Source organism: Micromonospora aridisoli (assembly GCF_056150025.1).
This window is the reverse complement of sequence record NZ_JAXCFK010000015.1, coordinates 75,068-101,807: the sequence shown is the minus strand read 5'-3', so window position 1 is coordinate 101,807 and position 26,740 is coordinate 75,068. Positions and strand designations below refer to the sequence as shown.

The 26,740-nt window shown below is 71.8% G+C and carries 19 protein-coding genes; 11 read left to right on the top strand and 8 right to left on the bottom strand.

Going from position 1 to position 26,740, the window contains the following annotated elements; genetic code table 11:
* The first annotated feature begins 46 nt into the window (after positions 1-46).
* On the top strand, positions 47-5,101 hold the full coding sequence (locus SM447_RS26050) for an NAD-glutamate dehydrogenase (protein WP_474575505.1): 5,055 nt from the start codon (positions 47-49) through the stop codon (positions 5,099-5,101).
* 72 nt (positions 5,102-5,173) lie between these two features.
* On the opposite strand, the gene SM447_RS26045 is transcribed toward SM447_RS26050, so the two are convergent.
* Positions 5,174-5,878: a class F sortase gene (locus SM447_RS26045; protein WP_474575504.1), complete on the bottom strand. Its 705-nt coding sequence runs from the start codon at positions 5,876-5,878 to the stop codon at positions 5,174-5,176.
* A complete protein-coding gene (locus SM447_RS26040) occupies positions 5,862-6,794 on the bottom strand; it encodes a hypothetical protein (RefSeq protein ID WP_474575503.1) in 933 nt (310 codons plus the stop codon). Before SM447_RS26040 ends, SM447_RS26045 begins: the two co-directional genes overlap by 17 nt.
* A 490-nt stretch (positions 6,795-7,284) precedes the next feature.
* Between SM447_RS26040 and SM447_RS26035 the strand changes: the two genes are divergently transcribed.
* On the top strand, positions 7,285-9,093 hold the full coding sequence (locus SM447_RS26035) for a glycoside hydrolase family 6 protein (protein ID WP_474575502.1): 1,809 nt from the start codon (positions 7,285-7,287) through the stop codon (positions 9,091-9,093).
* A gap of 197 nt (positions 9,094-9,290) precedes the next feature.
* On the opposite strand, the gene SM447_RS26030 is transcribed toward SM447_RS26035, so the two are convergent.
* From SM447_RS26030 to SM447_RS26020, 3 genes are all read right to left on the bottom strand, one after another.
* On the bottom strand, positions 9,291-9,656 hold the full coding sequence (locus SM447_RS26030) for a hypothetical protein (protein WP_474575501.1): 366 nt from the start codon (positions 9,654-9,656) through the stop codon (positions 9,291-9,293).
* A 147-nt stretch (positions 9,657-9,803) separates the two neighbouring features.
* Entirely contained in the window at positions 9,804-10,772 is a 969-nt protein-coding gene (locus SM447_RS26025; protein ID WP_474575500.1) for a hypothetical protein, read from the bottom strand.
* Between the two features lie 10 nt (positions 10,773-10,782).
* Entirely contained in the window at positions 10,783-11,379 is a 597-nt protein-coding gene (locus tag SM447_RS26020; RefSeq protein WP_474575499.1) for a hypothetical protein, read from the bottom strand.
* A 301-nt stretch (positions 11,380-11,680) separates the two neighbouring features.
* On the opposite strand from SM447_RS26020, the gene SM447_RS26015 reads away from it, so the two are divergent.
* From SM447_RS26015 to SM447_RS25985, 7 genes are all read left to right on the top strand, one after another.
* Positions 11,681-14,473 carry a sensor histidine kinase gene (locus tag SM447_RS26015; RefSeq protein ID WP_474575498.1) on the top strand — a complete coding sequence of 931 codons (2,793 nt, stop codon included), beginning with the start codon at positions 11,681-11,683 and terminating at the stop codon, positions 14,471-14,473.
* Positions 14,473-14,892 carry a roadblock/LC7 domain-containing protein gene (locus SM447_RS26010; RefSeq protein WP_474575497.1) on the top strand — a complete coding sequence of 140 codons (420 nt, stop codon included), beginning with the start codon at positions 14,473-14,475 and terminating at the stop codon, positions 14,890-14,892. The genes SM447_RS26015 and SM447_RS26010 overlap by 1 nt, the downstream gene beginning before the upstream one ends.
* Positions 14,882-15,271, top strand: coding sequence for a DUF742 domain-containing protein (locus tag SM447_RS26005; protein WP_474575496.1), 390 nt, complete (start codon positions 14,882-14,884; stop codon positions 15,269-15,271). Before SM447_RS26010 ends, SM447_RS26005 begins: the two co-directional genes overlap by 11 nt.
* Entirely contained in the window at positions 15,252-15,854 is a 603-nt protein-coding gene (locus SM447_RS26000) for a GTP-binding protein (RefSeq protein WP_474575495.1), read from the top strand. The genes SM447_RS26005 and SM447_RS26000 overlap by 20 nt, the downstream gene beginning before the upstream one ends.
* A 112-nt stretch (positions 15,855-15,966) precedes the next feature.
* Positions 15,967-17,004, top strand: coding sequence for a lactonase family protein (locus tag SM447_RS25995; protein ID WP_474575494.1), 1,038 nt, complete (start codon positions 15,967-15,969; stop codon positions 17,002-17,004).
* Between the two features lie 145 nt (positions 17,005-17,149).
* A complete protein-coding gene (locus tag SM447_RS25990; RefSeq protein ID WP_474575493.1) occupies positions 17,150-18,913 on the top strand; it encodes a substrate-binding domain-containing protein in 1,764 nt (587 codons plus the stop codon).
* Positions 18,914-19,120: 207 nt separating this feature from the next.
* Positions 19,121-20,605 (top strand): sugar transferase, encoded by a 1,485-nt coding sequence (locus SM447_RS25985; protein WP_474575492.1) that lies wholly within the window; start codon positions 19,121-19,123, stop codon positions 20,603-20,605.
* Between the two features lie 15 nt (positions 20,606-20,620).
* Here SM447_RS25985 and SM447_RS25980 read toward each other — a convergent pair whose 3' ends face one another.
* The gene (locus tag SM447_RS25980; RefSeq protein WP_474575491.1) at positions 20,621-21,745 is read right to left on the bottom strand and encodes a PP2C family protein-serine/threonine phosphatase; all 1,125 of its coding nucleotides are present in this window, start codon (positions 21,743-21,745) and stop codon (positions 20,621-20,623) included.
* A gap of 92 nt (positions 21,746-21,837) precedes the next feature.
* Here SM447_RS25980 and SM447_RS25975 point away from each other — a divergent pair, with 92 nt between their 5' ends.
* Positions 21,838-22,392, top strand: a complete 555-nt coding sequence (locus SM447_RS25975) for a MarR family winged helix-turn-helix transcriptional regulator (protein ID WP_474575490.1) — start codon at positions 21,838-21,840, stop codon at positions 22,390-22,392.
* A 47-nt stretch (positions 22,393-22,439) separates the two neighbouring features.
* Here SM447_RS25975 and SM447_RS25970 read toward each other — a convergent pair whose 3' ends face one another.
* Both SM447_RS25970 and SM447_RS25965 read right to left on the bottom strand, forming a co-directional pair.
* Positions 22,440-24,101, bottom strand: coding sequence for a PP2C family protein-serine/threonine phosphatase (locus tag SM447_RS25970; protein ID WP_474575489.1), 1,662 nt, complete (start codon positions 24,099-24,101; stop codon positions 22,440-22,442).
* Between the two features lie 138 nt (positions 24,102-24,239).
* Positions 24,240-25,499, bottom strand: a complete 1,260-nt coding sequence (locus tag SM447_RS25965) for an ROK family protein (RefSeq protein ID WP_474575488.1) — start codon at positions 25,497-25,499, stop codon at positions 24,240-24,242.
* 49 nt (positions 25,500-25,548) lie between these two features.
* Here SM447_RS25965 and xylA point away from each other — a divergent pair, with 49 nt between their 5' ends.
* Positions 25,549-26,736: a xylose isomerase gene (xylA, locus tag SM447_RS25960; protein ID WP_474575487.1), complete on the top strand. Its 1,188-nt coding sequence runs from the start codon at positions 25,549-25,551 to the stop codon at positions 26,734-26,736.
* Positions 26,737-26,740: the final 4 nt, after the last annotated feature.

Below are 26,740 nucleotides of genomic sequence, written 5' to 3'. Positions count from 1 at the left end.
GCGGCAGAGTGACCCACAGCGTTGTGGGTCGAGGGGAGTGGCACCGATGGACCGGCGTCCGGCGATCAAACCGGAACCCGACATCCGGCAGGCTGACACCGGCCGGGACGACAGTTTCGACACGGCGACCGACGGGGACGGTTTCGGCCGGCTAGACACAGGCGCGACCGGGGTGACCGGTTCGAGCATCGACACCCTCTACGACCTGGGACTGCCGCCGGAGGCGCTGGCCGACGACGCGGAGGACGCCGAGTTCGACGAGCCGGTGCCGAACGCCGAGCGGCTGGTGGCCCAGGCGGTCTCGCTGGCCGGTGACGACCACGATGCGGCGACCCTGGTGAGCAGGTTCTGGCGGTTCGCGCCGGACGAGGAACTGATCGGGTTCACCGCCGAGGAGATGCTCGACGCCGCCCGCGCGCACCGGGAACTGGCCCGGCAGCGAGTGCCGGGTGAGTTGAAGCTGCGGATCCACTCGCCCGACGCGGAGCAGCACCACAGCGTGGTGGAGATCGTCACCGACGACATGCCGTTCCTGGTGGACTCGGTCACCGCCCTGCTCAACACCCACCACCTGGACGTGCATCTGCTGGTGCACCCGCTGGTCGTGGTACGCCGGGAGCCGTTGGGCCGGCTGGTCGAGGTGGCCGCGGACGTGGAGCCGGACGACGCGATCTCCGGAGACCTGGTCGAGAGCTGGATGCGGATCGAGATCGACCCGGTACGCGACCCGGCGGAGCGGGACAAGCTGCGCCGGGAGCTGCAACGGGTGCTGACCGACGTGCGGGAGGCCGTCGAGGACTGGCCGAAGATGCGTCAGCGTGCGCTGGCGCTGGCCGACGAGCTGGCCGCGGCGCGCACCAGCGACAACCGGCCACCGGTGCCGGAAAAGGACATCACCGACTCGGTGGAGCTGCTGCGCTGGCTGGCCCACGACCATTTCACCTTCCTCGGGTACCGGGAGTACCGGCTGCTGCCGGACGCGGCGCAGGGCGGTCCCGCCCTGGAGGCGGTGCTCGGCACCGGGCTGGGCATCCTGCGGCAGGACGCGCCGGAGGCGCGGGCCCTGTCGTCGATGACGCCGGAGGCGCACGAGAAGGTCACCGAGAAGCGCCTGCTGATCATCACCAAGGCGAACTCGCGGGCCACCGTGCACCGCTCGGCGTACCTCGACTACATCGGTTTCAAGATTTTCGATGAGAACGGCGAGGTGGTGGGCGAGCGGCGGTTCCTGGGCCTGTTCTCCACCGCCGCCTACCGGACCAGCGTCCAGGAACTGCCGGTGGTCCGGCGCAAGGTCGCCGAGGTGCTGGACCGTTCGGGTCTGAGCCTGCGCAGCCACTCGGGCAAGGATCTGATGCAGATCCTGGAGACGTACCCGCGCGACGAGCTGTTCCAGATCAAGACCGACGACCTGTACCACGCGGTCATCGGGGTGCTGCGGATGGCGGGTCGCCGGCAGCTGCGGGTCTTCCTGCGCCGGGACGCGTACGGCCGGTTCATCTCCTGCCTGATCTACCTGCCCCGGGACCGGTTCACCACCCAGAACCGGCTGCGCATGCAGGACATCCTGCTGCGCGAGCTGAACGGCGTCGGGGTGGACTACACCACCCGGGTGACCGAGTCGATGCTGGCCCGGGTGCACTTCATCGTGCGTACCGACCCGACGAGCCCGCCCGGTGACATCGACGCCGACCTGCTCGCCGAGGAGCTGGCCGACGCCACCCGGCTCTGGGACGACGACTACCGGCTGGTGCTGGAGCGCAAGCTCGGCGACGAGCAGGCCAAGCACCTGTTCGGCCGGTACGCCGACGCGTTCCCGGAGGGCTACAAGGACGGGCACACGCCGTACGAGGCGATGAAGGACCTGGCCAAGCTGGAGCTGCTGGAGGAGCCCGGCCAGCTGGAGATGCACCTGTTCCGCAAGCAGTTGGCGCCCCGGGTCGGTGGCCGGGGGACCGACGTCGACGAGTCGATGGACGTGCGGTTCAAGGTGTACCGCTACGGCGAGCCGATGATGCTCTCCGCGGTGCTGCCGGTGCTGCACTCGCTCGGCGTGAAGGTCGTGGACGAGCACCCGTACGAGGTGGAACGGGTCGACGGGCGGATCTGGCTGTACGACTTCGGACTGCGGCTGCCGGAGGGGCACCAGGAGCTGGCCGAGGTACGCCCCCATGTGGAGAACGCCTTCGCGGCGGCGTGGCGGGGCGAGGCCGAGGTGGACCGCTTCAACGAGCTGGTGCTGCGCGCCGGGCTGACCTGGCGTCAGGTGGTGGTGCTGCGGGCCTACGCGAAGTACCTGCGGCAGACCGGGACGGTGTTCTCCCAGGACTACATGGAGTCCACGTTCATCGCGTACCCGCAGCTGGCCACCCTGCTGGTGCAGCTGTTCGAGGCGCGGTTCGAGCCGGGCCCGGTGGATGCCGAGCAGCGCCAGCGACGCGGCACCCAGCTGGTGGACGAGATCCGCGCCGCGCTCGACGACGTGGCCAGCCTCGATCAGGACCGGATCCTGCGGTCGTATCTGTCGCTGATCCAGGCCACGCTGCGGACCAGCTTCTACCAGAAGCCGGTGGGCGGGCGGCCCAAGCCGTACGTCGCCTTCAAGCTCGACCCGCAGGCGATCCCCGAGCTGCCCGCGCCCCGGCCCAAGTTCGAGATCTTCGTGTACTCGCCCCGGTTCGAGGGGGTGCACCTGCGGTTCGGGCCGGTGGCCCGGGGCGGTCTGCGCTGGTCGGACCGGCGGGAGGACTTCCGCACCGAGGTGCTCGGCCTGGTCAAGGCGCAGATGGTGAAGAACGCCGTGATCGTGCCGGTGGGCGCCAAGGGCGGCTTCGTGCTCAAGCAGAAGCCGGGTGACCGCGACGAGGCCGTGACCTGTTACAAGGAGTTCGTCTCGGCTCTGCTGGACGTCACCGACAACATCGTGGCCGGCGAGATCGTGCCGCCCGAGGACGTGGTCCGGCACGACGGCGACGACCCGTACATGGTGGTGGCGGCGGACAAGGGCACGGCGACCTTCTCCGACATCGCCAACGAGATCTCGACCGCACACAACTTCTGGCTGGGCGACGCCTTCGCCTCCGGTGGTTCGGCCGGCTACGACCACAAGAAGATGGGCATCACCGCTCGGGGTGCGTGGGAGTCGGTCAAGCGGCACTTCCGCGAGATGGGCCACGACACCCAGAGCCAGGACTTCACCGTGGTCGGGGTCGGCGACATGTCCGGTGACGTGTTCGGTAACGGCATGCTGCTCTCCGAGCACATCCGGCTGGTGGCCGCCTTCGACCACCGGCACATCTTCCTGGACCCGGACCCGGACGCGGCCACCTCGTACGCCGAACGGAAGCGGCTGTTCGAGCTTCCCCGGTCCACCTGGGAGGACTACAACGCCGACCTGATCTCCGCAGGCGGCGGGGTCTACCCGCGTACGGCGAAGTCGGTGCCGGTCTCGCCGCAGGTCCGCACCGTGCTCGGGCTCGAGGACGACGTCGAGCAGTTGAGCCCGCAGGAGCTGATGAAGGCCATCCTCACCGCACCGGTGGACCTGTTCTGGAACGGCGGCATCGGCACCTACGTCAAGGCGTCCAGCCAGACCAACGCCGAGGTGGGCGACAAGTCCAACGACGCGATCCGGGTGGACGGGCGCAGTCTGCGCTGCCGGGTGGTCGGTGAGGGCGGCAACCTGGGCTTCACCCAGCACGGCCGGATCGAGTACGCCCTGGCGGGCGGCCGGATGTACACCGACTTCATCGACAACGCGGCCGGGGTGGACTGCTCCGACCACGAGGTGAACATCAAGATCCTGCTGAACACCGCGGTCGCCGACGGCGAGCTGACCCTGCCCGAGCGGGACGAACTGCTCGCCCGGATGACCGACGAGGTCGCGGAGCTGGTGCTGCGGGACAACTACGACCAGGCCCGGGCGATCAACAACTCCCAGGCGCAGGCGACGTCGCTGCTCCCGGTGCACCGCCGGATGATCACGGAGCTGGAGCGCTCGGGCGTGCTGGACCGCTCGCTGGAGGCGCTGCCGCCGGACGAGGAGCTGGCGGTACGCACCGAGTCCGGGCTGACCGCGCCGGAGTTCGCCGTGCTGCTGGCGTATGTGAAGATCGCCTTGGAGAAGGAGATCCTCACCGACGGGCTGCCCGACGAGCAGTGGACCGGCGAGGTGCTGGTCAACTACTTCCCGACGCCGATGCGGGACCGGTTCGCCGACCGGATGAACCGGCACCGGCTGAACCGCGACATCGTGACCACGGTGCTGGTCAACGAGGCGATCAACCGAGGCGGCATCTCCTTCGTCTTCCGGGTGGTGGAGGAGACGGCCGCGACGGCGGCGGACGTCATCCGGGCGTACGTGGTGGTCCGCGAGGTCTTCGGGCTGCGCCAGCTGTGGGACGCGGTCGAGGCGCTGGACAACCGGATCGACCCGGAGTTGCAGACCAGCGTGTACCTCGACACCCGGCGACTGCTCGACCGGGCGGTGCGTTGGTTGGTGACCAACCGCCGTTCGCCGATCGACGTGCCGGCGGAGATCGTTCGGCTGCGGGACGGGATCGCCCGGCTGCTGCCCCGGATGGAGACGCTCTTCTACGGCAGCGAGCGCGAGTCCATCGCCGCGCACATCGATTCGATGACCGAGCGTGGTGTACCGCGTGAGCTGGCTGAGCGCAGCACCCGGCTGATGTACAGCTTCGGCCTGCTGGACGTGGTGGAGACCGCCGCCGGCACCGGGCGGGACGTGGGCGAGGTGGCCTCGGTCTACTTCGTGCTCTCCGACCGGTTCCGGGTGGACTCGTTGCTCTCGAAGATCTCCCTGCTGCCGAGGGAGGACCGGTGGCAGACGCTCGCCCGGATGGCGCTGCGTTACGACCTGTACGCCGCGCTCGCCGCGCTCACCGCGGAGGTGCTCGACTCCACGCCGGGTGGCCTTGCTCCGCAGGAGCGGGTGCAGCAGTGGGAACAGTCGAACGCCACCTCCATCCACCGCGCCGAACGGGCGATGGGGGAGTTCGACGAGTCACGGGCCGACCTCGCCGCCCTGTCGGTGCTGCTGCGCCAGATCCGCACCCTGGTCCGCACCTCCGCCGCCACCTGACCTCCAGGCAGCACCACAACTGAATGATCGACAACGCGCGACCCGGTGTCGGGTCGCGCGTTGTCGTGGTGGTCAGGCAACGAGGGACGCGAAGACGATCACGTTGTCGGGATAGTCGCCGGTGGTCTCGTCGAACGTGCCGCCACAGGTGATCACCCGCAGTCCGGGCCGGTCGTTGGGGCCGTACACCTGGTCGGTGGGGAAGGCGTCCTTGGGGTACGAGGCCACCGAGTCCACCCGGAAGTTCGCCGCCCGGCCGTCGTCCCGGGCGACGCTGACGGTGTCGCCGGGTTGCAGGGCACCGAGGGAGAAGAAGACGGCGGGACCGATCGCGGCCGAGTCGACGTGTCCGACGACGACGGCGTTGCCCCGCTCGCCCGGGCTCGGCCCCGGTTCGTACCAGCCGGCGAGCAGCGCCTGGTCCAGCGGGGGAACCTGGACGGTCCCGTCCGGGTTGGTCCCGAGCGCGATGATCTCGGCGTTGACCCCGATGCGAGGGATGTTGATCCTGGTGGGAGCGGCGCGGGGCAGTCCGGCCGGCGCGCCGTTGAGGTCGGCCTCCGCGATCGGGCCGGCCGGGGTCGGATCGGCCGTTCCGGTTCCGGCCCGGGCCACTGGCTGCGGTGGGCGCGGGGGGTCGGTGGTCTTGAGCGAGGCGCCGATGAGTCCGGAGCCCGCCATGGCGAGCAGGACGACGACGGCGGCGCCGACGGCACGCCACGGTCCACCGTGACGGCCGTCGGCCCGTCTCGCCGACGCGTCAGGCCGCGAACTCATCGACCCGGCGACGGCGCATCAGCACGAGGCCACCGAGGGCGGCCGCGCCGACCAGGCTCGCCCCGGCGGTGGCCAGGCCCCGGTCGGCACCGGTGCCGATGCCACCGTCGCCGCCGTCGACCCCGCCGTGCGGCAGGACGACCAGCTCGCCCGTGCCGCAGGAGCCCTCCAGCTTGTACGTGCCGGGCTTGGCGTCCCGGGCGACGCGGGCCTCGCCGTAGTAGACGAAGTCCTTCTTGTGCTCCCAGCTGTCGCGCTTGCCGTGCTCGGCGGCCTCTTCGCCGGCCCAGTCGCGCTCGCTCGACCAGCCGCGCTCGCCGGAGTCCGAGCCGTACTCGTCCCGACCCGACCAGCCGCCCGTGGACTCCTCGTCGGCCCAGTCGCGCTTCTCGTCCTTCCAGTCCTTCTTGTCGTGGCCCTTGCCGTCGCGGCCACCCTCGGCGTCCTGGCCGTGCTCCTCGCCCTTCCAGTCGTCGTGGGCGTCGGCGGCGGCGCCACCCCCGTAACCGTGGCCGGACTCGGCTTCGGTCTCGGCGGGCTGCGGCCGGTCGTCGCCCTTCCAGTCCTTGCCGTGTCCGTCCTTGCTGTCCTTCCGGTCCTTACCGTGCCCGTAGGAGTCCTCGTCCTCGCCCCAGCTCCCGCGGTCCCCGCGCCGGTCACCGTCGCGGTGGGCCGGCTTGAGCTTCACCTTTCCGGTGACCTTGGACCAGACGAAGGGGTGCTCCTGCGGCTCCGCGCAAATCTGGACGAGCTTGACCTCTTCGCCGGCCTTCACGGCGTGCGGCTTGGCGAAGACCTTGCCCTCGTCCGGTTGCGGTTGGCCGTCGGCGTACGCGATCCCGGGCGCGAACACCAGCAGGGAGGCGCTGCCGAGGGCAGCACCCGCAACGACCTTCCCCAGCATCTTCTTAGCCATGACCTGTGTCACTCCATCCCTGTTGTCCTGCGGCCGGCAACAACCGAGCCAGAACCGACGTTAGACCGTTTCATGACCTATGAAGGGAAAGATTCGTGTTCTGGCATTTGTTCGTTCCGGGGGTTATGCCGGCTCGCTTGTCCCGCCGAGTGCCGGCCTGTCCTCCGTGGCAGGTGCGGGGATGAGGCATTTGTCCGGTAGCGTTTCGAAAATATCGAACCATTGCCATGGAAGCGCTCCCATGCAAGAATCGCTGCACGCGGTGAGCTGAGCCACACCGCGCAGGCAGGTGTCGAGGGCAGCCGGTTCGCCGGACGACCACCTGGCCGCCGACCGGGTGATGCCGGTCGATGCACCACCACCAACGCCCGTCCGGGTCGGGCGCTCACCGAAGAATCCCGTTGGCACCGGCGGTCGTCCGCGCAGGGCGCCCCTCGGGCCACGTGCCGGGCCGTTCGCGGATCCGGTCTCGCCCAAGGAGATCAGTGGCATGAATGTGTGGAGAAGGCTGTCCGGCCGACGCCGGGCCGTCGCGCTGGCCGGCGCGAGCGCGCTGGTCGCGGGCGGTTTGGTGACGCTTCCGGTCACCGCGGCACACGCGGCGACCCAGTGCGACGTCGCGTACACGACCAACGACTGGCAGGGCGGCTTCACCGCCAACATCACCATCAAGAACGTCGGCGACCCGCTGACCAGCTGGACGCTCGGCTTCACCTTCCCCGACGCCAACCAGCGGGTGCAGCAGGGCTGGTCCGCCCGGTGGAGCCAGTCGGGGCGCAACGTGACCGCGCAGAACGAGTCCTACAACGGCAACCTGGCCCGGGGTGCCTCCACGACCATCGGCTTCAACGGCGCGTGGAGCGGCAGCAACCCCCGGCCGACCTCGTTCACCATCAACGGCGTGACCTGCAACGGCGGCACCACGCCGACGACGCCGCCGCCGTCTTCGCCGCCGCCGTCCTCGCCGCCCCCGTCTTCGCCGCCGCCGTCCTCGCCGCCCCCGTCCTCGCCGCCGCCGACCTCGCCTCCGCCGCCCGGAACCAAGGTGGACAACCCGTACGTCAACGCCCGGGGCTACGTGAACCCGGAGTGGAAGGCCAAGGCCGAGTCGGTCAGCGGTGGCAACCGGGTCTCGAACATCTCGACCGCCGTCTGGATCGACCGCATCGCGGCGATCAACGGCACCCCGGACAGCCAGTCCAACGGCCCGATGGGTATCCGGGATCACCTGGAAGAGGCGCTGCGGCAGAACGCGCAGTACATCCAGTTCGTCATCTACAACCTCCCGGGCCGCGACTGCGCGGCGCTCGCCTCCAACGGTGAGCTGAAGGCCGACGAGCTGCCCAAGTACAAGGCGCAGTACATCGACCCAATCGCGGCGATCCAGGGTGACGCGAAGTACCGCAACCTGCGGATCATCAACGTCATCGAGGTCGACTCGCTGCCGAACCTGGTGACCAACACCTCCAACAACGCCGGTGGCACCGTGATGTGCGACACGGTGAAGGCCAACGGGGCCTACGTGCAGGGTGTCGGTTACGCCCTGGCCAAGCTGGGCTCGATCCCGAACGTCTACAACTACGTCGACGCCGGGCACCACGGCTGGCTGGGCTGGGACAGCAACTTCACCCCGACCGCCCAGGTCCTGAAGGAGGCGGCGACCGCCTCCGGCAGCACCGTGAACCACGTGCACGGTTTCATCACCAACACCGCGAACTACTCCGCCCTGATCGAGCCGTACGCGAAGGTCACCGACACGGTGAACGGGCAGACGGTGCGTCAGGCGAAGTGGATCGACTGGAACCAGTACAACGACGAGCAGAGCTTCGCTCAGGCGTTCCGGCAGGAGCTGGTCCGGCAGGGCTTCCCGAGCGGCATCGGCATGCTGATCGACACCTCCCGCAACGGCTGGGGCGGCCCGAACCGGCCCACCGCCGCGGGCCCGACGACCAGCGTGGACGCCTACGTGGACGGTGGCCGGGTCGACCGTCGTATCCACAAGGGCAACTGGTGCAACCAGGCCGGTGCGGGCATGGGTGAGCGGCCGAAGGCCGCGCCGGCGTCGGGCATCGACGCGTACGTCTGGATCAAGCCCCCGGGTGAGTCGGACGGCTCCAGCCGCGAGATCCCCAACAACGACGGCAAGGGCTTCGACCGGATGTGCGACCCGACCTACACCGGCAACGACCGCAACGGCAACAGCCGCAGCGGTGCCCTGGCGGACGCCCCGATCTCCGGCGCCTGGTTCCCGGCGCAGTTCGCCGAGCTGATGCGCAACGCCTACCCGCCGCTGTCCTGACGGACGCAGGCATACCCGCCGCCGACAGTAGGTGAGGCGCTGCGGCGGCAGGTCACCCGGGCCCCTGGTCCGACCGCACCGGTCGGACCAGGGGCCCCTCGCGCCGCCCAGCCACGGTCGTCGTCACCCGCCCGACGCCGAGGCGCGCCACACCGGGTGGCTGCCCTCTGGCAGACAGCCGCCGGGGCGCCGGCGGGTCAGGGCACGGTTCTCTCGATCGCGGCGCGTCCGATCTCGTCCAGATCGCGCCGCGCCCGCTCGATGTTCTCCGCGGTGAGGTCCTGTCCCCGGGCCATCACCAGGTCCTCCGGCTCCCACGGCTGCTCCGCGCCGGTGCGGATGTCGTCCCCAGCGGCACCGGTGCCGGTCCCCGTCGCGCCGGTGCCCGCGGCGTACGGGTCGCCGATGATGTCGTCGGTGCGATCACCGGGCTCGGTGAAGGCAGGGGTCTCCCGGTCTGCTCCGCCCCCGGTCATCAGCTGGGGAACGGTGCTGTCGTCGTCGACCGCCGCGGCCGCCTCGGGGCGCTCCTCCAGCGGTCGTTCCCGATCACGATCCGTCATCCCTGCTGCCCTCCTGTCCGCAGCGCTTCTCCGGCCTCCTTCGGCGTACCCGCCTAACCGGTCGCCATGCCTGACGGCGGCACGCCGAAGGCGGGTGCCCGGATCGGGCACCCGCCTTCGGGGGTGTCGGGTGCCGGTGCCGGCCGGTCAGCGGCCGAGCACCCGGTCGAGGAAGTCGCGGTACTCGCGTACGGCCACCCGCAGCTGCTCGGTGTCCGACGAGCCCGCCTCCTGCCAGCCGCCGAGCTTGTTCCGGTGTTCGGCCAGCGCGGCGGAGAGCGCCTCCATGGCCTCCTCCACCAGGGACTGAGCCTCGCCGGCCGCCGCGCGTGGGTCGTCCACGAAGCGCAGCTGCACGTCGCGCCAGCGGTCCCGGAAGCCCTGCGCCGTCGCGTCGTCGAACAGCGTCGCCGCTCCCGACGGCACCGCCGTTCCGGTACCCGACGCGCTGTCGCCCGGGGTCCGCGTGTCCGGGTCGACCATCGCGGGGGTGGCGCTGCCGTAGCCGGCACCGCCCGCCGCCACCGCGTCCCCGGTGGTCGTCGCCCCGGTCGACCGGATGTCGTCGCCGGCCACCGCCGGGTCGTCGTCGACGTCGTCGGTCAGCCGGTCGCCCGTGGTCGCGCCGGTGGCGGTCGCCGCCTCGCGATCGTCGACAACGCCGTCGCCGTCGGCGTCGTCGGCGAGTTCGTCGACCTCGTCGTCGGTGCGGTCGAACTCGGCCGTCGGGTCCGCCCGCCGTCCCTCCCGCTCGCCGTCGACCGCGCCGTCGCCGGGCCGGGCGGTGTCCTCCTCGCGCGGGTCGCGCTCGTCCTCGGGGCGCGGGCTGGCCAGCGCGGACGCGGCAACCGCGCCACCCACGGTGGTCGCGCCGAAGGTGGTCGGCACGGGACCCGGCTCGTGGAACTCGGCCCGGTCACCGTCGGAGCCCGGACGGCCGTCCCAGGGGCGGCCCCGGTCAGCCCCGGCTTCCGAACGGTCGCGGTCGGTCGGCCCGTCGACGGTGTCCACGTCGTCGGTGATCTCCCGATCGTCCTCAGTGGCCGGCACCGCCACCGGGGCGGAGCGGACCGTCTCCGGGTGGTCGTTGTTGAGCTGCTGCTCGTCCTGCCGCATGGTGGTCTCCTCAGCGGTTGGTGGCGTCGTGGGCGGCGTCGGGGTGGCGCTGTTCCGGCGTCCCGGCAGCGACCGGCGGCTCCTCGCCGAGCAGGTCGCTGAAGAGGGCGCGGTAGTGGACGACGGCCTGGCGCAGATCCTCGGTGCTGGCCTCGCCCCGGGAGTTGCGCAGGTGGATCTCGTGCGCGTCGCGGTAGTGGCCCAGCGTGCGCGCGTGCTCGACGGAGAGGTGGGCGATCTGGTCGTCGAACTCACCGGTGGGGTATCCCCGCTCGGCGATGAGCCGGCTGACCAGTTCGTCGGCCTGGCCGACGGTCTCGGCGGGAGAGTCGACGAAACGCACCTGAAGCTCCTCCCATGCCTCGGCGTACCGGGCACGGGATTCGGGGGTCAGCGGGACCAGTTCGAGTTCGGCGTGCCGGCGTTCCCGGTCCCGCAGTTCGCGCTCGGCGGCGCTGCGGCTGTCCTGCTCGGCGACGACGTGGTCGTACTCGGGGCCGAAGCGCTGCCGGAGCGCCCGGCGGCGGCCGGCCACGACGATGGCGGCGGCGATGGCGGCGACCACCAGGATGACGAGGACGGTGACGACTATCTGCGTGGGCGACATGGCTCCTCCTTCGCCTGCAGGTATTCCCGCAACGCACTGATCGCCAATCCCGTTCCGGAGCACTTTCCTCGGACGGACCGCCAGCGGCCGACGGTACGAAACCGGACAGGCCGTCGGCGGGCGGGACGTTCGGCAACGTACCGGTAGTCTCGACGGACGGTAGTGCTACAGGCGCGGATTACGTATCCTGCCCAAGGCGCCCGAGCCGGCGTCCCGGCGGGACAACCCGGGACGTGCCCCGGCGACGGTGCTGCCCGGCTGCGCCGGAGCCCTTCCAGCCACCCTTCCGGGCGAGGTCCGATTGAACACCCGCGACTGGCCGATCCGCTCGAAGCTGACCGCGTTGGTCGTCGTGCCGGTGACCGCTCTGCTGGCACTGTGGATCTTCGCGACCACGCTCACCTTCGGGCCGGCGCTCGACCTGCTCGCCGCCCGTACCCTCCTCTATGACCTGGGCAGGCCCGGTGAGACGGTGGTGGCCGAGCTGCAACGGGAGCGCCGCCTCTCCGTGGTGCACCTCGCCTCGCCCCGCACGGAGTGTGGACAGCCGCCGGCCAACTGCGTGCTGCCGGCTCTGGTGGAGCAACGGACCCGCACCGACGCGGCAGTGGCCGAACTGCGCCGCCGGGTCGCCGGCGACCAGTTACGGGACGCGGCAGGGGAGCTGCTCGAAGCCCGGCTGGAGCGGCTCCTCGGCGAGCTGGAGGCGTTGCCGGCCGGTCGCGGCTTCATTGACCGTCGGGACCTCGATCGCGCTGGCGCCGTCGGCCTCTACAGCGGAATGATCTCCTCGGCGTTCCACACCTTCACCGCTCTGGCCAACCTTCCGGACCACGACCTCAACCGCGAGGCGTTGGCGCTTACCAACCTGGGCCGCTCGCGGGAACTGCTGGGGCAGACCGACGCGCTGCTGGCCGGGGTGCTGACCGCGGGCGGGTTCGCCGAGGGGGAGCACACCCTGCTCGTACAGGGCATTGGCAATCAGCGGTTCCTGGCCGAGGCCGCCGTGGCCGACCTGCCCGAGGCGGACCGGGCCGCGTACCAGCGGCTGACCGAGCAGGAGGCGTTCGGCCGGCTGCGGGCGATGCAGGACGACCTCGTCGCCGCCGGTCCCTCGGCCCGGCTCCGGCTCGACCCGCAGGAGTGGCAGACGAGCTACGACGCGGTGCAGCGGTCGTTGCGGGACTTCGAGCTGAGCCAGGCGGACGGACTGGCCGACCGGTCGGTGCCGATGGCGGTGGGTGCCCTGGTGCGGCTGGCCGCGGCCGGACTGCTCGGACTGATCGCCGTCGTGCTCTCGCTGGTGGTGGCGGTCCGGGTCGGACGTTCCCTCGCGCAGCGGTTGACTCTGGTACGCGGCACGCTCGCCGACGCCGAACAGCGGCTCCCGGAGGTGGTGGACCGGCTGCGCAAGGGTGAGCAGGTGGACCTGACCCGGGAGGCGGTGGTGGCCGACCGGGGCGCCGACGAGATCGGTCAGGTCGCGCAGGCGTTCACCGAGGTGCACCGGGCCGCGATCCGGTCGGCGATGGTCGAGGTGAGCCTGCGCCGCGGCCTCAACGACGTCTTCCTGAACATCGCCCGTCGCAGCCAGGGGCTCGTGCACCGGCAGCTCGCACTGCTCGACCGGTTGGAACGCGACGCGGAGGACCCGGACCACCTGGCCGAGCTGTTCCGCGTCGACCATCTCGCCACCCGGTTGCGTCGGCACGCGGAGGACCTGGTCATCCTCGCCGGTGCGGCACCAGGCCGGGGCTGGCGTAACCCGGTGGCCATGGTGGACCTCATCCGGGGCGCGATCTCCGAGGTCGAGTCGTACGACCGGGTCGACATCACCACCGTGCAGCCCGCCGGCACGGTCGGGCGGGTGGTGGGCGACATCATTCACCTGCTCGCTGAGTTGATCGAGAACGCCACGGCGTTCTCACCGCCCGGTTCGCGGGTCGAGATCTCCGGCGAGCACGTGGCCCACGGCTACGCTCTCTCCGTCTCCGATGAGGGTCTCGGCATGAGCGAAGCCGCCATCGAGGAGGCAAACCGCAAGCTGGCCCGGTCGCCCGAGTTCGACCCGACCGAGACGGCCCGGCTCGGGCTGTTCGTGGTGGCGCGACTGGCCGCCCGGCACCAGGTGCGGGTCCGGCTGCGCCGGTCGGAGGGGACCGGCCTCACCGCTGTGGTCCTCATCCCGACCGGGCTGATCACAGAGGAACCGTCGCCGTTGCCCGGACCGGAGGTGGCGGCGGACGACGACCGGGGCGCCACGCCGGAGCAGCGGCGGCTGGCCCGGGCGACGCGGCTGACCACGGTGCCTCGGCCCCGGACCCGCACCCTGCCACGGGGTACGTCCGGATCGCCCCCTGGCTCGCGCGGGGTCACCTCGGGAGGTCCCGCCTCCGACGCGTCGGTCGACGCCACGGGTGGCGGCTCGACTGTCGGCCCGGCCGAGGCCGACGGCCTGCCCCGACGGATCCGCCGGCGCGGTCCCGCCGCGCCGGCCACGGCCGATCCGTCCGCCGCGTCGGGTACCGGGACTCCGCCCGTCGCCGTCAACGGGGCGGCACCGACGCCCGCCTCCGCGGCACCGGCCGACGGAACCGGTGGGCGCACCGCAGGTTCGCCGGGTGCGGCAGCGCCGGACGCCGGAGCACCAGTCGATACCTCCGCGCTCCAGGCCGCGCCCGGTGACGGCAGCATGCTGGAGGCGCCCACGATGCAGCTGCCGACGGTGACCCCACCATCGGCACGGACGGCGGCGCTCGACGGACCCACCCTGCGGCAACCGGCGGTGGCGTCCCGGGCGCTGAACCGGCCACACCGCGACCCGGCGCCGCGGAGCCCGGAGGAGGCGCGCCGGGTGATGTCGGCCCTGCAGGCGGGTACCGCGCGGGGTCGGCGCGCCGCCACCGGCACCCCGAACCCGGACCCGGCCGCGTCGTCGTCCGACGACCCGACGGGCGATGGTGGGCCCTCCGTGGCGGAGGCGGCCCGCCAGGCCGGCACACCTGCCGTGCGTACGAGCGCCGAGTCCGGCTCCCCGCCGGGCACCGGACCGGCGTCTGTGGAATCCCCGACCGCTACTGAGAGGGACGCCTGATGCAATCGACGAGGCAGAACGCAGATCTCGACTGGTTGCTCGACGATCTGCTGGAGCGGGTGCCGACCGCGCGGCAGGCGGTGGTGCTGTCGGCCGACGGACTCCTGCTGGGCTCCTCCACCGGCATGGACACCGCCGACGCCGAGCACCTCTGCGCGCTGGCCTCCGGCCTGTCCAGCCTGGCTCGGGGCGCGAGCCGGCAGCTCACCGGTGGACCGGTCCGGCAGACCGTGGTGGAGATGGAGTCCGCGTACCTCTTCGTCACCGCGGCGGGGCAGGGTGCGTGCCTGGCGGTCGCCAGCGACGCCGACGCGGACATCGGCCTGGTGGCCTACGAGATGGCGATGCTGGTCACCCGGGTGGGTGAGAACCTGGGAGCGCCGGCTCGGGCGTCGGTGGGTGCCGCCGATGCGAACTGACTTACCCGGGCACCGACAGGAGTGGCTCGACGATGACGCCGGGCCGGTGGTGCGGCCCTACACCCTCACCGGGGGGCGCGTCCGTCCGAGCGCGGACGGGTTCGACCTGGTCGCGTACGTGTTGGCGAAGCCGGACCCGGACCTCGCGGCCTACCCCGAGCTGCATCCGGAACACCGGCTGCTGGTGGAACTGGCCGGCCGCGGTACCCCGGTCGTCGAACTCGCCGCTGACCTGGACCTGGCGGTCGGTGTGGTCCGGGTGCTGCTTGGTGACCTGCTGTCCCGGGGACTGGTAGCGGTGCATCAGCCGCCGCGCGCCACGTACCTACCCGACAACGACATCCTCAAGGCGGTGGTCGATGGACTCCGTGCGTTATGACGGCGAGCGGCGGGGTCACCGGATCCCCATCGCACTGAAGATCCTCATCGCTGGCGGCTTCGGCGCCGGCAAGACGACGCTGGTCAGCGCGTTGAGTGAGGTCCGGCCGTTGCAGACCGAGGAGATCCTGACGGGCGCCGGCGTCGACACCGACGACATCTCGGGGGTGGAGACCAAGTCGACGACCACGGTGGCGATGGACTTCGGCCGGATCACCATCAACGACGACCTCCAGCTCTACCTGTTCGGTACGCCCGGACAGGACCGGTTCTGGTTCCTCTGGGACGAACTGGCCTTCGGGGCGCTCGGCGCGGTGGTGCTCGCCGACACCAGGCGGCTGGCCGACTGCTTCCCCTCCATCGACTACTTCGAGCAGCGGGGCATTCCGTTCGTGGTCGGGGTGAACTGCTTCGACGATGCCCGGCGGTTCAGCCTGGAGGCCGTGCGCCGGGCCCTGGACCTGGATCCGGACGTGCCGATGGTGCTCTGCGACGCCCGTGACCGACAGTCCGGCAAGACGGTGCTGATCTCCCTGGTCGAGCACGTCGCCCGGCAGCGGGGCGAGCCGGTGCCGACGGCCTGAGCCGGCCGGCGTGGTCGCGCGTACCGGTTCGGCGGGCAGGGCTTAACTCGGCGGTGTCGGGGGAAGGCATCTGATGGGATTCGGCCAGGGAACGAGCGGAGGGCGGTAACCGGTGACAGGTCGAGGCGAGATCGTTCACATCGGCGGGTACACCGAGCCCAACGGAGGGCGCGGCACCGGGATCGTGGCGGCACGGCGGGATCCGCGCACCGGCGAACTGACGTCGCTGGGCACGGTCGCCGTCACCGATTCGCCCTCCTTCCTCGCCCGCCACCCGACGCGGCCCGTCCTGTACGCCGTGAACGAACTGCCCGACGGCCGGATCAGCGCCTGGCGGGTGGAGACCGACGGTGAGCTGTCGTCCATCGGCTCGTGGTCCACCGGTGCCGCCGAACCGTGCCACCTGGCGGTCGCGCCGGCGGGTGGGCACCTGTTCGTGGCCAACTACGGCGGCGGCAGCGTGACGGTCTTCCCGCTCGACGCCGAGGGCGTGCCCGGTGAACGCACCGACCTGGTGCAGCACCAGGGGCACGGGGCCGACCCCGAACGCCAGGAGCAGGCGCACGCTCACATGGTCTCGCCCGGCACGGGTTCCTCGCCGTTGCTGGCGGTCGATCTGGGCACCGACTCCATCTACCGGTACGACCTCGACCGGGCCACCGGTCGTCTGGTGCCACGAGCGCCCCGGGTGCGTACCGCGGCCGGGGTGGGCCCCCGGCACCTGGCCCGGCACCCCGACGGGCGGCGCTGCTACGTCTCAGGCGAGCTGGACGGTTCGGTGCTGGCCTACGAGTTGACCGACGGCGGGGCGCTGCACCAGCAGGGCCGGGTCGATGCCAGCGACCGGGGCGGGCACGTCCAGCCGTCCGAGATAGGAATCGGTCCGGACGGCCGCTTCCTCTACGTCGCCAACCGGGGCGTCGGCACGGTGACGGTCTTCGCTCTCGGTGCGGGCCTGCCCGAGCTGGTGGCGGAGGTGGAGACCGGCGGAGAGTGGCCGCGTCACTTCGCGCTCCTCGGGGAGCACCTCTACGTCGCCGACGAACGGGCGGACATGGTGCGTACGTTCCGGGTGGACCCGGACACGGGCGTGCCGGTGGCGGTCGGCGAGCCGTTGCCGGTTGCGAGCCCTACTTGCGTTCTGCCCTGATCGTGGGCGTGGGACATAGATACATCCACATTGCGCCGTTGACTCATCACTCAAAGTTACTGAATCACGGTAAACTGTTTCTCCTCTGTAACTTTCGTCCGAACGGCCATGGCAGTCCAACGGTCGGATACGCAAGATGGTCTGCGTGTCAGCAGGCCGCCATCGCATGCGTTCAAGTATTCACGGTGCCGCCGCCGCAGCAGCGGTCGGCGTACTCGTCGTCACCGCTGGTGGGTGGGTGGGTTACCGCCAACTCGCCGGTCAGGACTGCTCGGGCAAGATCGAGCTGTCCGTCGCGGTGGCGAGCGAGCTCGCCCCGGCGGTCGACGAGGCGGCCTCCGAATGGGAGGCCAAGGGCGCCGCGGTCGACGGGACGTGCATCGATGTGACCGTCGCCGCCTCCGACCCGGTCGAGGTGGCCGCGGTGGTGGCGGCCAAGCACGGCGCCATCCTGGCCGGCGTGGGACAGGCCAGCGGCACCGCGGTCAGCCCGGACGTCTGGATCCCGGATTCCTCCATGTGGTTGCTGCGGCTCAAGACCGGCGGTGCGGCGGCCTTCGAGCCCGGTAACGGTGCCTCCATCGCGAGCAGTCCGGTGGTGGTCGCCATGCCGGAGCCGATCGCGACCCGGTTGGGCTGGCCGCAGAAGGAACTCGGCTGGACCGACCTGCTGACGCGACTCAACAGCGACCGGCCGTTGAAGACCGGCATCGTCGAGCCGACCCGCGACGCCGCCGGCCTGTCCGGCCTGCTGTCGATGATGACCGCCGCCGCGTCGTCCGGTGGCGACACCGCAGAGCAGGAGCGCATCGGCGCGCTCCGGGCGCTGGCCGCAGGTGCCTCGGCGCTGCGCCAGGACCTGCTCGCCAAGTTCCCCACGGCCACCGACGGCACCACCCTGGCCAGTGCCCTCGGTGCGGCCGCGCTGTCCGAGGAAGACGTCATGCAGTACAACGCCCGGAAGCCTCCGGTGCCGTTGGCGGCGCTCTACCTCAAGCCGGCGCCGTTGCCGCTGGACTACCCGTACGCGGTGCTGCCCGGCATCGAGCCGGCCAAGGCTTCCGCCGCCGGGGTGCTGTTCGAGGCGCTCACCACGGGATCGTTCAAGGACAAGCTGGCCGCACAGTCGCTGCGCGGACCGGACGGCAACTGGGGCGCCGGCTTCAACGCGCCGCAGGGTGCGCCGAGCCCGGCCGGCGGTGACGCCTCCGCCACGCCTCCGGCCCAGGGCGGGGTCGCCGCCGGTGGGCTGGCACCGGACGCGGTGGAGCGGGCCGTCTCCAGCTGGTCCATCGCCACGCTGTCCGGCCGGATGCTCTGCATCATCGACGTCTCCGGCTCGATGAAGAAGCCCGTGCCGACCGCCAACGGAGCCACCCGGCAGCAGGTCACCGCGGAGGCGGCCCGGCGCGGGCTGAACCTCTTCGACGACTCCTGGTCGATCGGCCTGTGGGTCTTCTCGACCAACCTGGTCGGCTCCCGGGACTACCAGGAGATCGTGCCGGTCGCGCCGCTGTCGCGTCAGCGCAGTGAGCTGGAGCGGGGCCTGGACCGGGTCACCTCGTCGAGCGGCGACACCGGTCTGTACGACACGCTGCTGGCCGCGTACAAGGACGTCCAGCAGAACTGGGAACCGGGCAAGGTCAACTCGATCGTGCTCTTCACCGACGGTAAGAACGAGGACCCCGACGGCATCTCGCAGAAGGACCTCATCGCCGAGCTGAAGCGGATCAAGGACCCGGACCAGCCGATTCAGGTGATCATCATCGGTATCGGCCCTGAGGTCAGCAAGTCGGAGCTGGACACCATCGCGCAGAGCGCCGGTGGCGGTGCCTTCGTCGCCACCGACCCCACCAAGATCGGTGACATCTTCCTTCGGGCGATCGCGCTGCGGAAGGCGCCCGCCTGACCTGAGACACCCCGAAGGGGCCTGTGATGCCGGTTCTGTCCGGTACCACAGGCCCCTTTCGCGTTGTCCTACACCTTGGAAACTGACGGCAATACGTCGGAAGCAATTGGTAGCCATGGTTGTCAGGGCAGGATGTCGACGTGCATCGGTAGTTCCGGTCCTGGCCCGACCGGGCCCGTGCCGTCGGCGAGCGAAGTGGGAGGGCTGGTGACCTCGGCGACGCTGTTGACCCCGGTCAGATCGTCATCGCGACCGCACGACGCCCCGCCACCGACGCGACCGGTGCGCGCCGACCAGCGGGCGTACGTCCGGACCCTGGTCGTGCTGGACGCCGCGGTCCTGGCGGTGGCGGTGCTCGTCGGCTATGCCGTCCGGTTCGGTGACGCCGCCCCCCGAGGTCCGGTGCCGTACGTCCTGGTGGCACCGGCGCTGGTCCTGGCGTGGCTGGTCTCGCTGAAGGCGCTGCGCTGCTACGACGACCGGGTGGTCGGCTACGGCGCGGACGAGTACCGACGGGTGAGCATGGCCAGCCTGCGGCTGGCCGGCGCGACCGCCATCGCGGGCTACGTCGCCGATGTCGGTGTCTCCCGGGGTTTTCTGGCCATCTCCTTCTCGGTGGGCACGATCGGTCTCGAGGTGGCCCGCTTCGCCGCCCGCAAGCGCCTGCACCGTGCCCGGTCGCAGGGGTCGGGCTGGTCGCGGCGGGTGCTGGTGGTCGGGGACACCGCGCACGTGCTGGAACTGGTGCACACCCTGCGCCGCGAGCCGTACGCCGGCTACCAGGTGGTGGGCGCCTGCATCCCGGACGCCCTGCTCGCACCGGTCGCCCAGCGGCTCGGTGACGTGCCCGTGGTGGGCTCGTTCCGGGCCATCCCGGAGGCCGCCGCCGCGATCGGCGCGGACACGGTCGCTGTGACCGCCTGCGGTGAGTTGACCGCCACCCGGCTGCGTCGGCTCGGCTGGCAGCTGGAGGGCACCGGCATCGACCTGGTGCTGGCTCCGGCGCTGACCGACGTCGCGGGCCCGCGCATCCACACCCGCCCCGTCGCCGGCCTGCCGCTGATCCACGTGGAGGCGCCCGAGTTCCGCGGGGTCCGCAAACTGGTCAAGGGGTTCGTCGACCGATCGATGTCGCTGGTGGCACTGACCATGCTGTTGCCCCTGGTGGCGGTCATCGCGCTGGCCGTCAAGCTGGACAGCCGGGGACCGGTGCTGTTCCGGCAGACCCGGGTCGGGCAGGGCGGCCAGGAGTTCGGGGTCTTCAAGTTCCGCACCATGGTGGTCAACGCGGACGTCCTGCTGGCCGAGCTGGCCGCCCGCAACGAGACCGACGGCCTGTTGTTCAAGATGCGGGACGACCCCCGGGTGACCCGGGTGGGTCGGCTGCTGCGCAAGTGGTCGCTGGACGAGCTGCCGCAGTTGGTCAACGTCCTGCTCGGGCAGATGAGCCTGGTCGGCCCTCGGCCGCCGCTGCCCTCCGAGGTCGCCCGCTACGACGGCGACGTCGCCCGCCGGTTGCTGGTCAAACCGGGCATGACCGGGCTCTGGCAGGTCAGCGGACGGTCCGACCTGAGCTGGGAGGACGGCATCCGGCTCGATCTCTACTACGTGGAGAACTGGTCACTCGCCGCCGACCTGACGATCCTCTGGAAGACCGTCGGAGCGGTGATCAACAGTCGCGGTGCGTACTGACCCGGGCGAGGCGTCTCACGGCTGGGGGCCGAACCAGTCCAGGCAGACCACCACGGCGTCGTCGGTGAGGTCGCCGGCGACGAACGCGCGCAGGTCACCGAGCAGGGACCGGACCGCGTCCAGCGACGTCATCGGCGTGGTCCGGCGCAACATCCGGTCGAGCGCCGTCTGTCCGTAGCGCTCGGCGCCCCCCGTCGCCTCGATCACCCCGTCGCTGATCATGAACAGCCGGTCGCCGCGCTGGAGTTGCACGTACTGCTCGCGGTAGTTGGTCCCCTCGAACATGCCGAGGGGGAACTGCTCCTCCAGTGGCTGCACGCTGACCTCGCCGTCGCGTAGCAGGACGAGTCGGGGCGAGCCGGCGTCGACGGCGGTGAGCAGCCCGGTGCGCAGGTCCAGTTCGAGCAGCAGGGTCGCCAGGTACTGCCGACCCTGGTGCAGGTCGTAGATCGCCTGGTCGGCCAGGGCCGCCTGATCGGCCAGCGGGATGTCGGCTCGGCGGGCGTTACGCAACGCGCAGGTGGCGAGGGTGGTGAGCATCGACGCGGCGACCCCCTCACCCATCCCGTTGATCGTGGCGAGCCAGACCCGCTCACCGTCGTCGGACCAGTCGAAGCTGTCCCCGCGCACCGCGTACGCCGGTTCCAGTTGACCGGCGAGGCTGAAGGACGGGCGGAGACGGCTGCGCCCGGGCAGCAGCTCCCACTGCACCTCCGCGGCGAGCGTGAGCCGGCGGCTGCGTCGAGCCTTGCGGTACACGTCCGTGCCGGCGTCGACGGCGGCCAGCTCGTGGGCGAGCGCGGTCGCGACCTTCGCCAGGTCGCTCAGCCGCGCGTCGGCGACCGGCGCCACCCGGAGCACACCCCACCGTTCCCCACGCATGGTCACCGGCAGATACCCGGTGCCGTCGACGTGGGTCGGGCTCTGGTGGTCGAAGCAGCGCCACGCCGGATGCCCAGGCTCCGTCACCGCCGCCCCGTGCCCGAGCGGCAGCAGGGCCGCCAGCCGGTAGTCGATCTGGAACAGCTCGGTGTCGGTGATGCCGTACTCGCGATCGAGCAGCGCCCCGACGCGGGCCACGAGAAGATCCACGGGGGCGGCGATGATGGCGGCACGGGCCCGGTCGACCGGCTCGCTCATGGTCTCTCCTTGATCACAAGCCCATTCACCGACAGAATCGGAGTACGCTCAGGCCCACCATGGCGGAACTGCATGGTCCACCGGGACCCGAGATGAGTATGGCTGCCGAGCTGGACGCCGCGGCAGGTGCCCTGCTGACGGTCTGGGACGGCGCGAGGGAGCGGACGGCCAACCGGATCTCCACCGCCCAGCTTCGCGCCGTGATGCTCGTCGAGCGCCACGACGGGATCAACCTCCGCCGCCTCGCCACCGGTCTGGACATGCTGCTCTCCTCGGCCAGCCGACTCTGCGACCGACTGGTGGCCGCCGGGATGCTGGAGCGGGAGCCGGGCCGGGCCGACCGGCGGGAGATCTCGCTGCACCTGACCGCCGAGGCCCGTCGGTTGCTGGCCGAGCTGCGTGACGACCGCCGGCAGCAGCTGGCGGCGATCCTGGCCGCCATGACGCCGGAAGCCCGGCAGGCGCTGCTGCGGGGGTTGCGCGCCTTCGACGAGGCCGCTCGCGCGCGGGTCGTGCGGCCGGTGTCGCCGCTGGTGCCGCAGGGCGAGGAACCACTCGCGGAGCAACTGCCGGAGGCCCGTGGCTCCGCCGAGGGGGCGGCGCGTGGCTGGCCGGCCGGAGACGCCTCCGTCTTCCGGACCGCCTGACCGACCCCCCGCCCCCGGGGGTGTCGCCGAGCCGGGTGACAGCCCGGTCAGTCGGCGGTCGGGCCGATCGCCAGCATCGCGACGTCGTCGTGGCGGTGCCCGGCACACCATTCGTCGAGCTGCCGGAGCAACCGGTCGACCAGCTCCGCCGGGGACAACCCGGCACCGGCGGACAGCGCCCTACGCAGTCGCGGTTCGCCGAACTGGTCCGTCCCGCGCGAGCCACCCGGGGCGTCGGTGACGCCGTCGGTGTGGGTGAACAGCAGCTCACCGGGGGCCAACCGAAGGTCCGCGGCGGCGAACCGGGCATCGGGCAGCGCACCGACCGGCATCCCGCCCACCCGTACCCGGGTCACCGTCCCGTCGGCGCGGACCACGAGGGGCGCCGGGTGCCCGCCACCGGCGATCCGGACCCGCAACCCGCCCTGCGGCTCGGGACGCAGGGTGCCCAGCAGCATGGTGGTGAACTGGCCGCGCCGGGTGGCGTCCGGCATCCCGAGCAGTGCCCGGTCGAGCAGTCGGAGCAGCTTCGACGGTTGCTGCTCGACCAGCCGCAGGGTCTGCAGCGACTGGCGTACCCGACCGGTCAGCACCGCCGCGCCGACCCCCTTGCCACAGACGTCGCCGATGGCGAACAGGGCACCGCCGTCGGTCGGCAGGACGTCGTAGAAGTCGCCTCCGATCCGCAGGGTGTCGCCGGCGGCGCGGTAGCCGCCGGCCAGGGTCGCCCCGGCCACCGTGGGCAGCTTCGGTGGCAGCAGGCTGTGCTGGAGTACCCGGGCGAGATGGCTCTGCTCGTCGTGGAGTTGTGCGGTGGTCAGGGCGGCACCGGCCCGCGCGGCGAACTCCCGGGCCAGCTCGACGTCACGCCGGTCGAAGCCGGTGGCTCGGCGGAGCAGCACCAGCGCCCCCGCCGTCCGACCGGCCCCCGGCATCGGGCTGACCAGCAGTGTCGACGCCGGGTCCACGTCCGCCGGGAGCAGGGGGTCGAGGTCCTTACCGGTGGCCGGCCACGGCCGCGGATCGGCGGGCTCGCCGTCGAGGGCCTCGACGAGACCCGGTACGGCGGTGACGACGTCCCAGCCGACGACCCCGGCGGCCGGTGCCGCGTCGGCTTCGGTGTGCCGGACCCAGTGCGGCTGATGCTCGGTCGGAGTGGGGGGCAGGTGCACCACCAGGGCCAGATCGGCCAGGTACGGCACGGGCAGGGTGGCGACGGCGCGGAGGGTCTCCGCACGCTCCAGCGTCAGGCCGAGCTGACGGCCGGCGTGCGCCAGGAACCGGGTACGCCGGCGCTCGGCCAGCAGCTCCTCGGCGTGAGCGTGCTCGTCGGTGACGTCCCGCACGCACCAGGCGGACCGGCCGCCGCCCAGCGCACGGCGGACACCCCGTAACCGTCGTCCCTGGTGTTCACCCTCGAAGTCGTCCGCTCCGTCGGCGGCCGCGGCCGCCAGCGCCGGCAACTGGCATCCGGCCAGGTCGGTGCCGACGACCACGTCGGGCAGCAACTCCACGGCCATTGCGTTGACCAGCACGATCAGCCCGGCCTCGTCGGTGGTGAGCACCGCCTCCGCGAGCCCGTCGAGCAGCTCGTGGGCGAGGTCGGCGTCCACCGGCGTGACGTGGGGCGGGTCGGGGTCGGGGCGGCGGGGCCGTCCGTCGTCGGCCCGCTCGCCGGTCGCGAAGGCGCCCTGTCGGGTGCTGGTCACCGGCGGTCGCCGGGCGCCGGGCGCTGTCGACCAGTACGCATGCCGGTGGTGCACTCCTCGGGGTCGCGGTTGGTTGCCTGCGGGCAAGGGTACCGAGACGTTCGTCGAAACCGCCTGTCGAGTAGCGGAGACCGGCAGTCAGAGCCGGGCCAGCCAGCCGGCGGGGCGGGCGATGATCCGGCGGACCACCGAACCGGCGGCTCCCACCGCGGCGGCCGTGGCACCGAGGGCGGCCGGCCGGACGGTCACCGGTGACCAGGCCGCGGTGAGCACGCGACGCTCGATCTCGGCGAGCACGGGCGGCCGGAGCCAGCCGGTGAGCGGGGCGTAGCCACCGCCCAGCACCACCGTGTCGAGGTCCAACAGATTCACCACGCTGGCCACGGTGACCCCGATCGCCGTACCGGCCTCGGCCAGGGCCCGTAGCACGACGGGGTGTCCGGCCTCGGCGAGTTGGGTCAGCCGGGTCGACGCCGTGTCGGCCGGCAGGTCGGCTCCGGCCAGGCCGGCGGCGGAGAGGATCGCCTCCTGGCCCGCGTAGAGCTCCAGGCAGCCACGGCCGCCGCAACGGCAGGGCGGCCCGTCCGGACGTACCGGGATGTGGCCGATCTCGCCGCTCCAGCCACGGGCGCCCCGGAACAACGCGCCGTCGAGGACGATGCCGGCACCGATACCGACCTCGCCGGAGATGTGCAGGAAACTGCCCGGCCCGGCACCGGCGTGCAATTCGGCCAACGCGGCGAGGTTGGCCTCGTTGTCCACCACCAGGGGCGGCACCCCGTCGACGAACTCGGTCAGCGGGGGGTGGTCGGCCAACAGCGCCGGCACCGGTACGTCCCGCCAGCCCAGGTTCGGTGCGAGGCGTACCCGTCCGGCGTCGTCCACCAGGCCGGGTACCCCCAGGGCGGCACCGGCCAGGGTCAGGCCCTGGGCGTCGGCGTCGGCGCGGGCCTGGGCGGCGAGTCCGGCTAGCCGGCCCAGCGCGTCGGCCGGGGAGACCGGTCGCAGGTCGACCCGGCACACCGTGTGGTGCCGCACCTGGCCGGCGAGGTCGACGACGCACGCGGCCAGGTAGTCGACGTTGATCTCCAGCCCCAGGCCGGCCGGACCGTCGTCGGCGAGCAGCAGCCCACGGGCGGGGCGGCCGGCGCCGGCACGGGGCGTCGGGTCCGCCTCGGTGACCAGCCGACCGGCGACGAGATCCTCCACCACGGCCGAGACGGTGGCCCGGGTCAGGCCGGTGTCGGCGGCCAGCGCGGCCCGCGACGGCGGGTGGCGGGCGGCGGCGATGCGGCCGAGCACGAGGGCGAGGTTCAGCTCACGCAGGCTGGCCTGCCGCACCGCGCCGGGCGGGGCTGCGGGTGACTTCACCCCTTGACACTGCCACATCGTGGTCATTTAATTCAACCACTGAACAAATAGCGGATGACACCACCGGAGGTCTGCCATGGCACCCCGTCCCACCCCTGCCGACAAGTTCTCCTTCGGGCTCTGGACGGTCGGCTGGCAGGGCCGAGACCCGTTCGGCCACGCCACCCGCGCCGCGCTGGACCCGGTGGAGTCGGTGCACCGGCTCGCCGAGCTGGGTGCGTACGGCGTCACCTTCCACGACGACGACCTGGTGCCGTTCGGCTCGGACGCCGCCACCCGGGACGCCCAGATCGCCCGGTTCCGCAAGGCGCTCGACGAGACCGGCCTGGTGGTGCCGATGGTCACCACGGACCTCTTCCAGCAGCCGGTCTTCAAGGACGGTGGCTTCACCAGCAACGACCGCGACGTGCGGCGGTACGCGCTGCGGAAGGTGCTGCGCAACATCGACCTCGCCGCCGAGCTGGGCGCGAAGACCTTCGTCATGTGGGGTGGCCGGGAGGGCGGCGAGTACGACCTGGCCAAGGACGTCCAGGCCGCGTTGGAGCGGTACCGCGAGGCGGTCGACCTGCTCTGCCAGTACGTCATCGACCGCGGCTACGACCTGCGCTTCGCGCTGGAGCCGAAGCCCAACGAGCCGCGCGGCGACATCCTGCTGCCCACCGTCGGGCACGCGCTGGCGTTCATCTCCACCCTGGCCCACCCGGAGCGGGTCGGGGTCAACCCGGAGGTCGGTCACGAGCAGATGGCCGGGCTCAACTTCGTCCACGGCATCGCCCAGGCGCTCTGGCAGGGCAAGCTGTTCCACATCGACCTCAACGGCCAGCGCGGCATCAAGTACGACCAGGACCTGGTCTTCGGCCACGGCGACCTGCTCAACGCGTTCGCCCTGGTCGACCTGCTGGAGCACGGCGCGCCGGGTGGCGGTCCGGCGTACGAGGGGCCGCGGCACTTCGACTACAAGCCCTCCCGCACCGAGGACGTCGACGGGGTCTGGGCCTCTGCGGCGGCGAACATGAGCACCTACCTGCTGCTCAAGGAGCGGGCCGCGGCGTTCCGGGCCGACCCGGAGGTGGCCGAGGCGCTGGCCGCGAGCAAGGTCGACGAGCTGGCCGTGCCGACCCTCGGCGACGGCGAGGGCTACGCCGAGCTGCTCGCCGACACCAGCGCGTTCGAGGAGTTCGACATCGAGGCGACCGCGGCCCGCGGCTTCGGCTTCGTCCGGTTGAACCAGCTCGCCGTCGAGCACCTGCTCGGCGCGCGCTGAGGCG

What these genes read in the sequence shown, in the direction of transcription:
- SM447_RS26050 (WP_474575505.1), top strand. Translation starts at nt 47, where the DNA reads ATGGACCGGCGTCCGGCGATCAAACCGGAACCCGACATCCGGCAGGCT.
- SM447_RS26045 (WP_474575504.1), bottom strand. Translation starts at nt 5,878, where the DNA reads ATGAGTTCGCGGCCTGACGCGTCGGCGAGACGGGCCGACGGCCGTCAC.
- SM447_RS26040 (WP_474575503.1), bottom strand. Translation starts at nt 6,794, where the DNA reads ATGGCTAAGAAGATGCTGGGGAAGGTCGTTGCGGGTGCTGCCCTCGGC.
- SM447_RS26035 (WP_474575502.1), top strand. Translation starts at nt 7,285, where the DNA reads ATGAATGTGTGGAGAAGGCTGTCCGGCCGACGCCGGGCCGTCGCGCTG.
- SM447_RS26030 (WP_474575501.1), bottom strand. Translation starts at nt 9,656, where the DNA reads ATGACGGATCGTGATCGGGAACGACCGCTGGAGGAGCGCCCCGAGGCG.
- SM447_RS26025 (WP_474575500.1), bottom strand. Translation starts at nt 10,772, where the DNA reads ATGCGGCAGGACGAGCAGCAGCTCAACAACGACCACCCGGAGACGGTC.
- SM447_RS26020 (WP_474575499.1), bottom strand. Translation starts at nt 11,379, where the DNA reads ATGTCGCCCACGCAGATAGTCGTCACCGTCCTCGTCATCCTGGTGGTC.
- SM447_RS26010 (WP_474575497.1), top strand. Translation starts at nt 14,473, where the DNA reads ATGCAATCGACGAGGCAGAACGCAGATCTCGACTGGTTGCTCGACGAT.
- SM447_RS26005 (WP_474575496.1), top strand. Translation starts at nt 14,882, where the DNA reads ATGCGAACTGACTTACCCGGGCACCGACAGGAGTGGCTCGACGATGAC.
- SM447_RS26000 (WP_474575495.1), top strand. Translation starts at nt 15,252, where the DNA reads ATGGACTCCGTGCGTTATGACGGCGAGCGGCGGGGTCACCGGATCCCC.
- SM447_RS25980 (WP_474575491.1), bottom strand. Translation starts at nt 21,745, where the DNA reads ATGAGCGAGCCGGTCGACCGGGCCCGTGCCGCCATCATCGCCGCCCCC.
- SM447_RS25975 (WP_474575490.1), top strand. Translation starts at nt 21,838, where the DNA reads ATGAGTATGGCTGCCGAGCTGGACGCCGCGGCAGGTGCCCTGCTGACG.
- SM447_RS25965 (WP_474575488.1), bottom strand. Translation starts at nt 25,499, where the DNA reads ATGACCACGATGTGGCAGTGTCAAGGGGTGAAGTCACCCGCAGCCCCG.
- xylA (WP_474575487.1), top strand. Translation starts at nt 25,549, where the DNA reads ATGGCACCCCGTCCCACCCCTGCCGACAAGTTCTCCTTCGGGCTCTGG.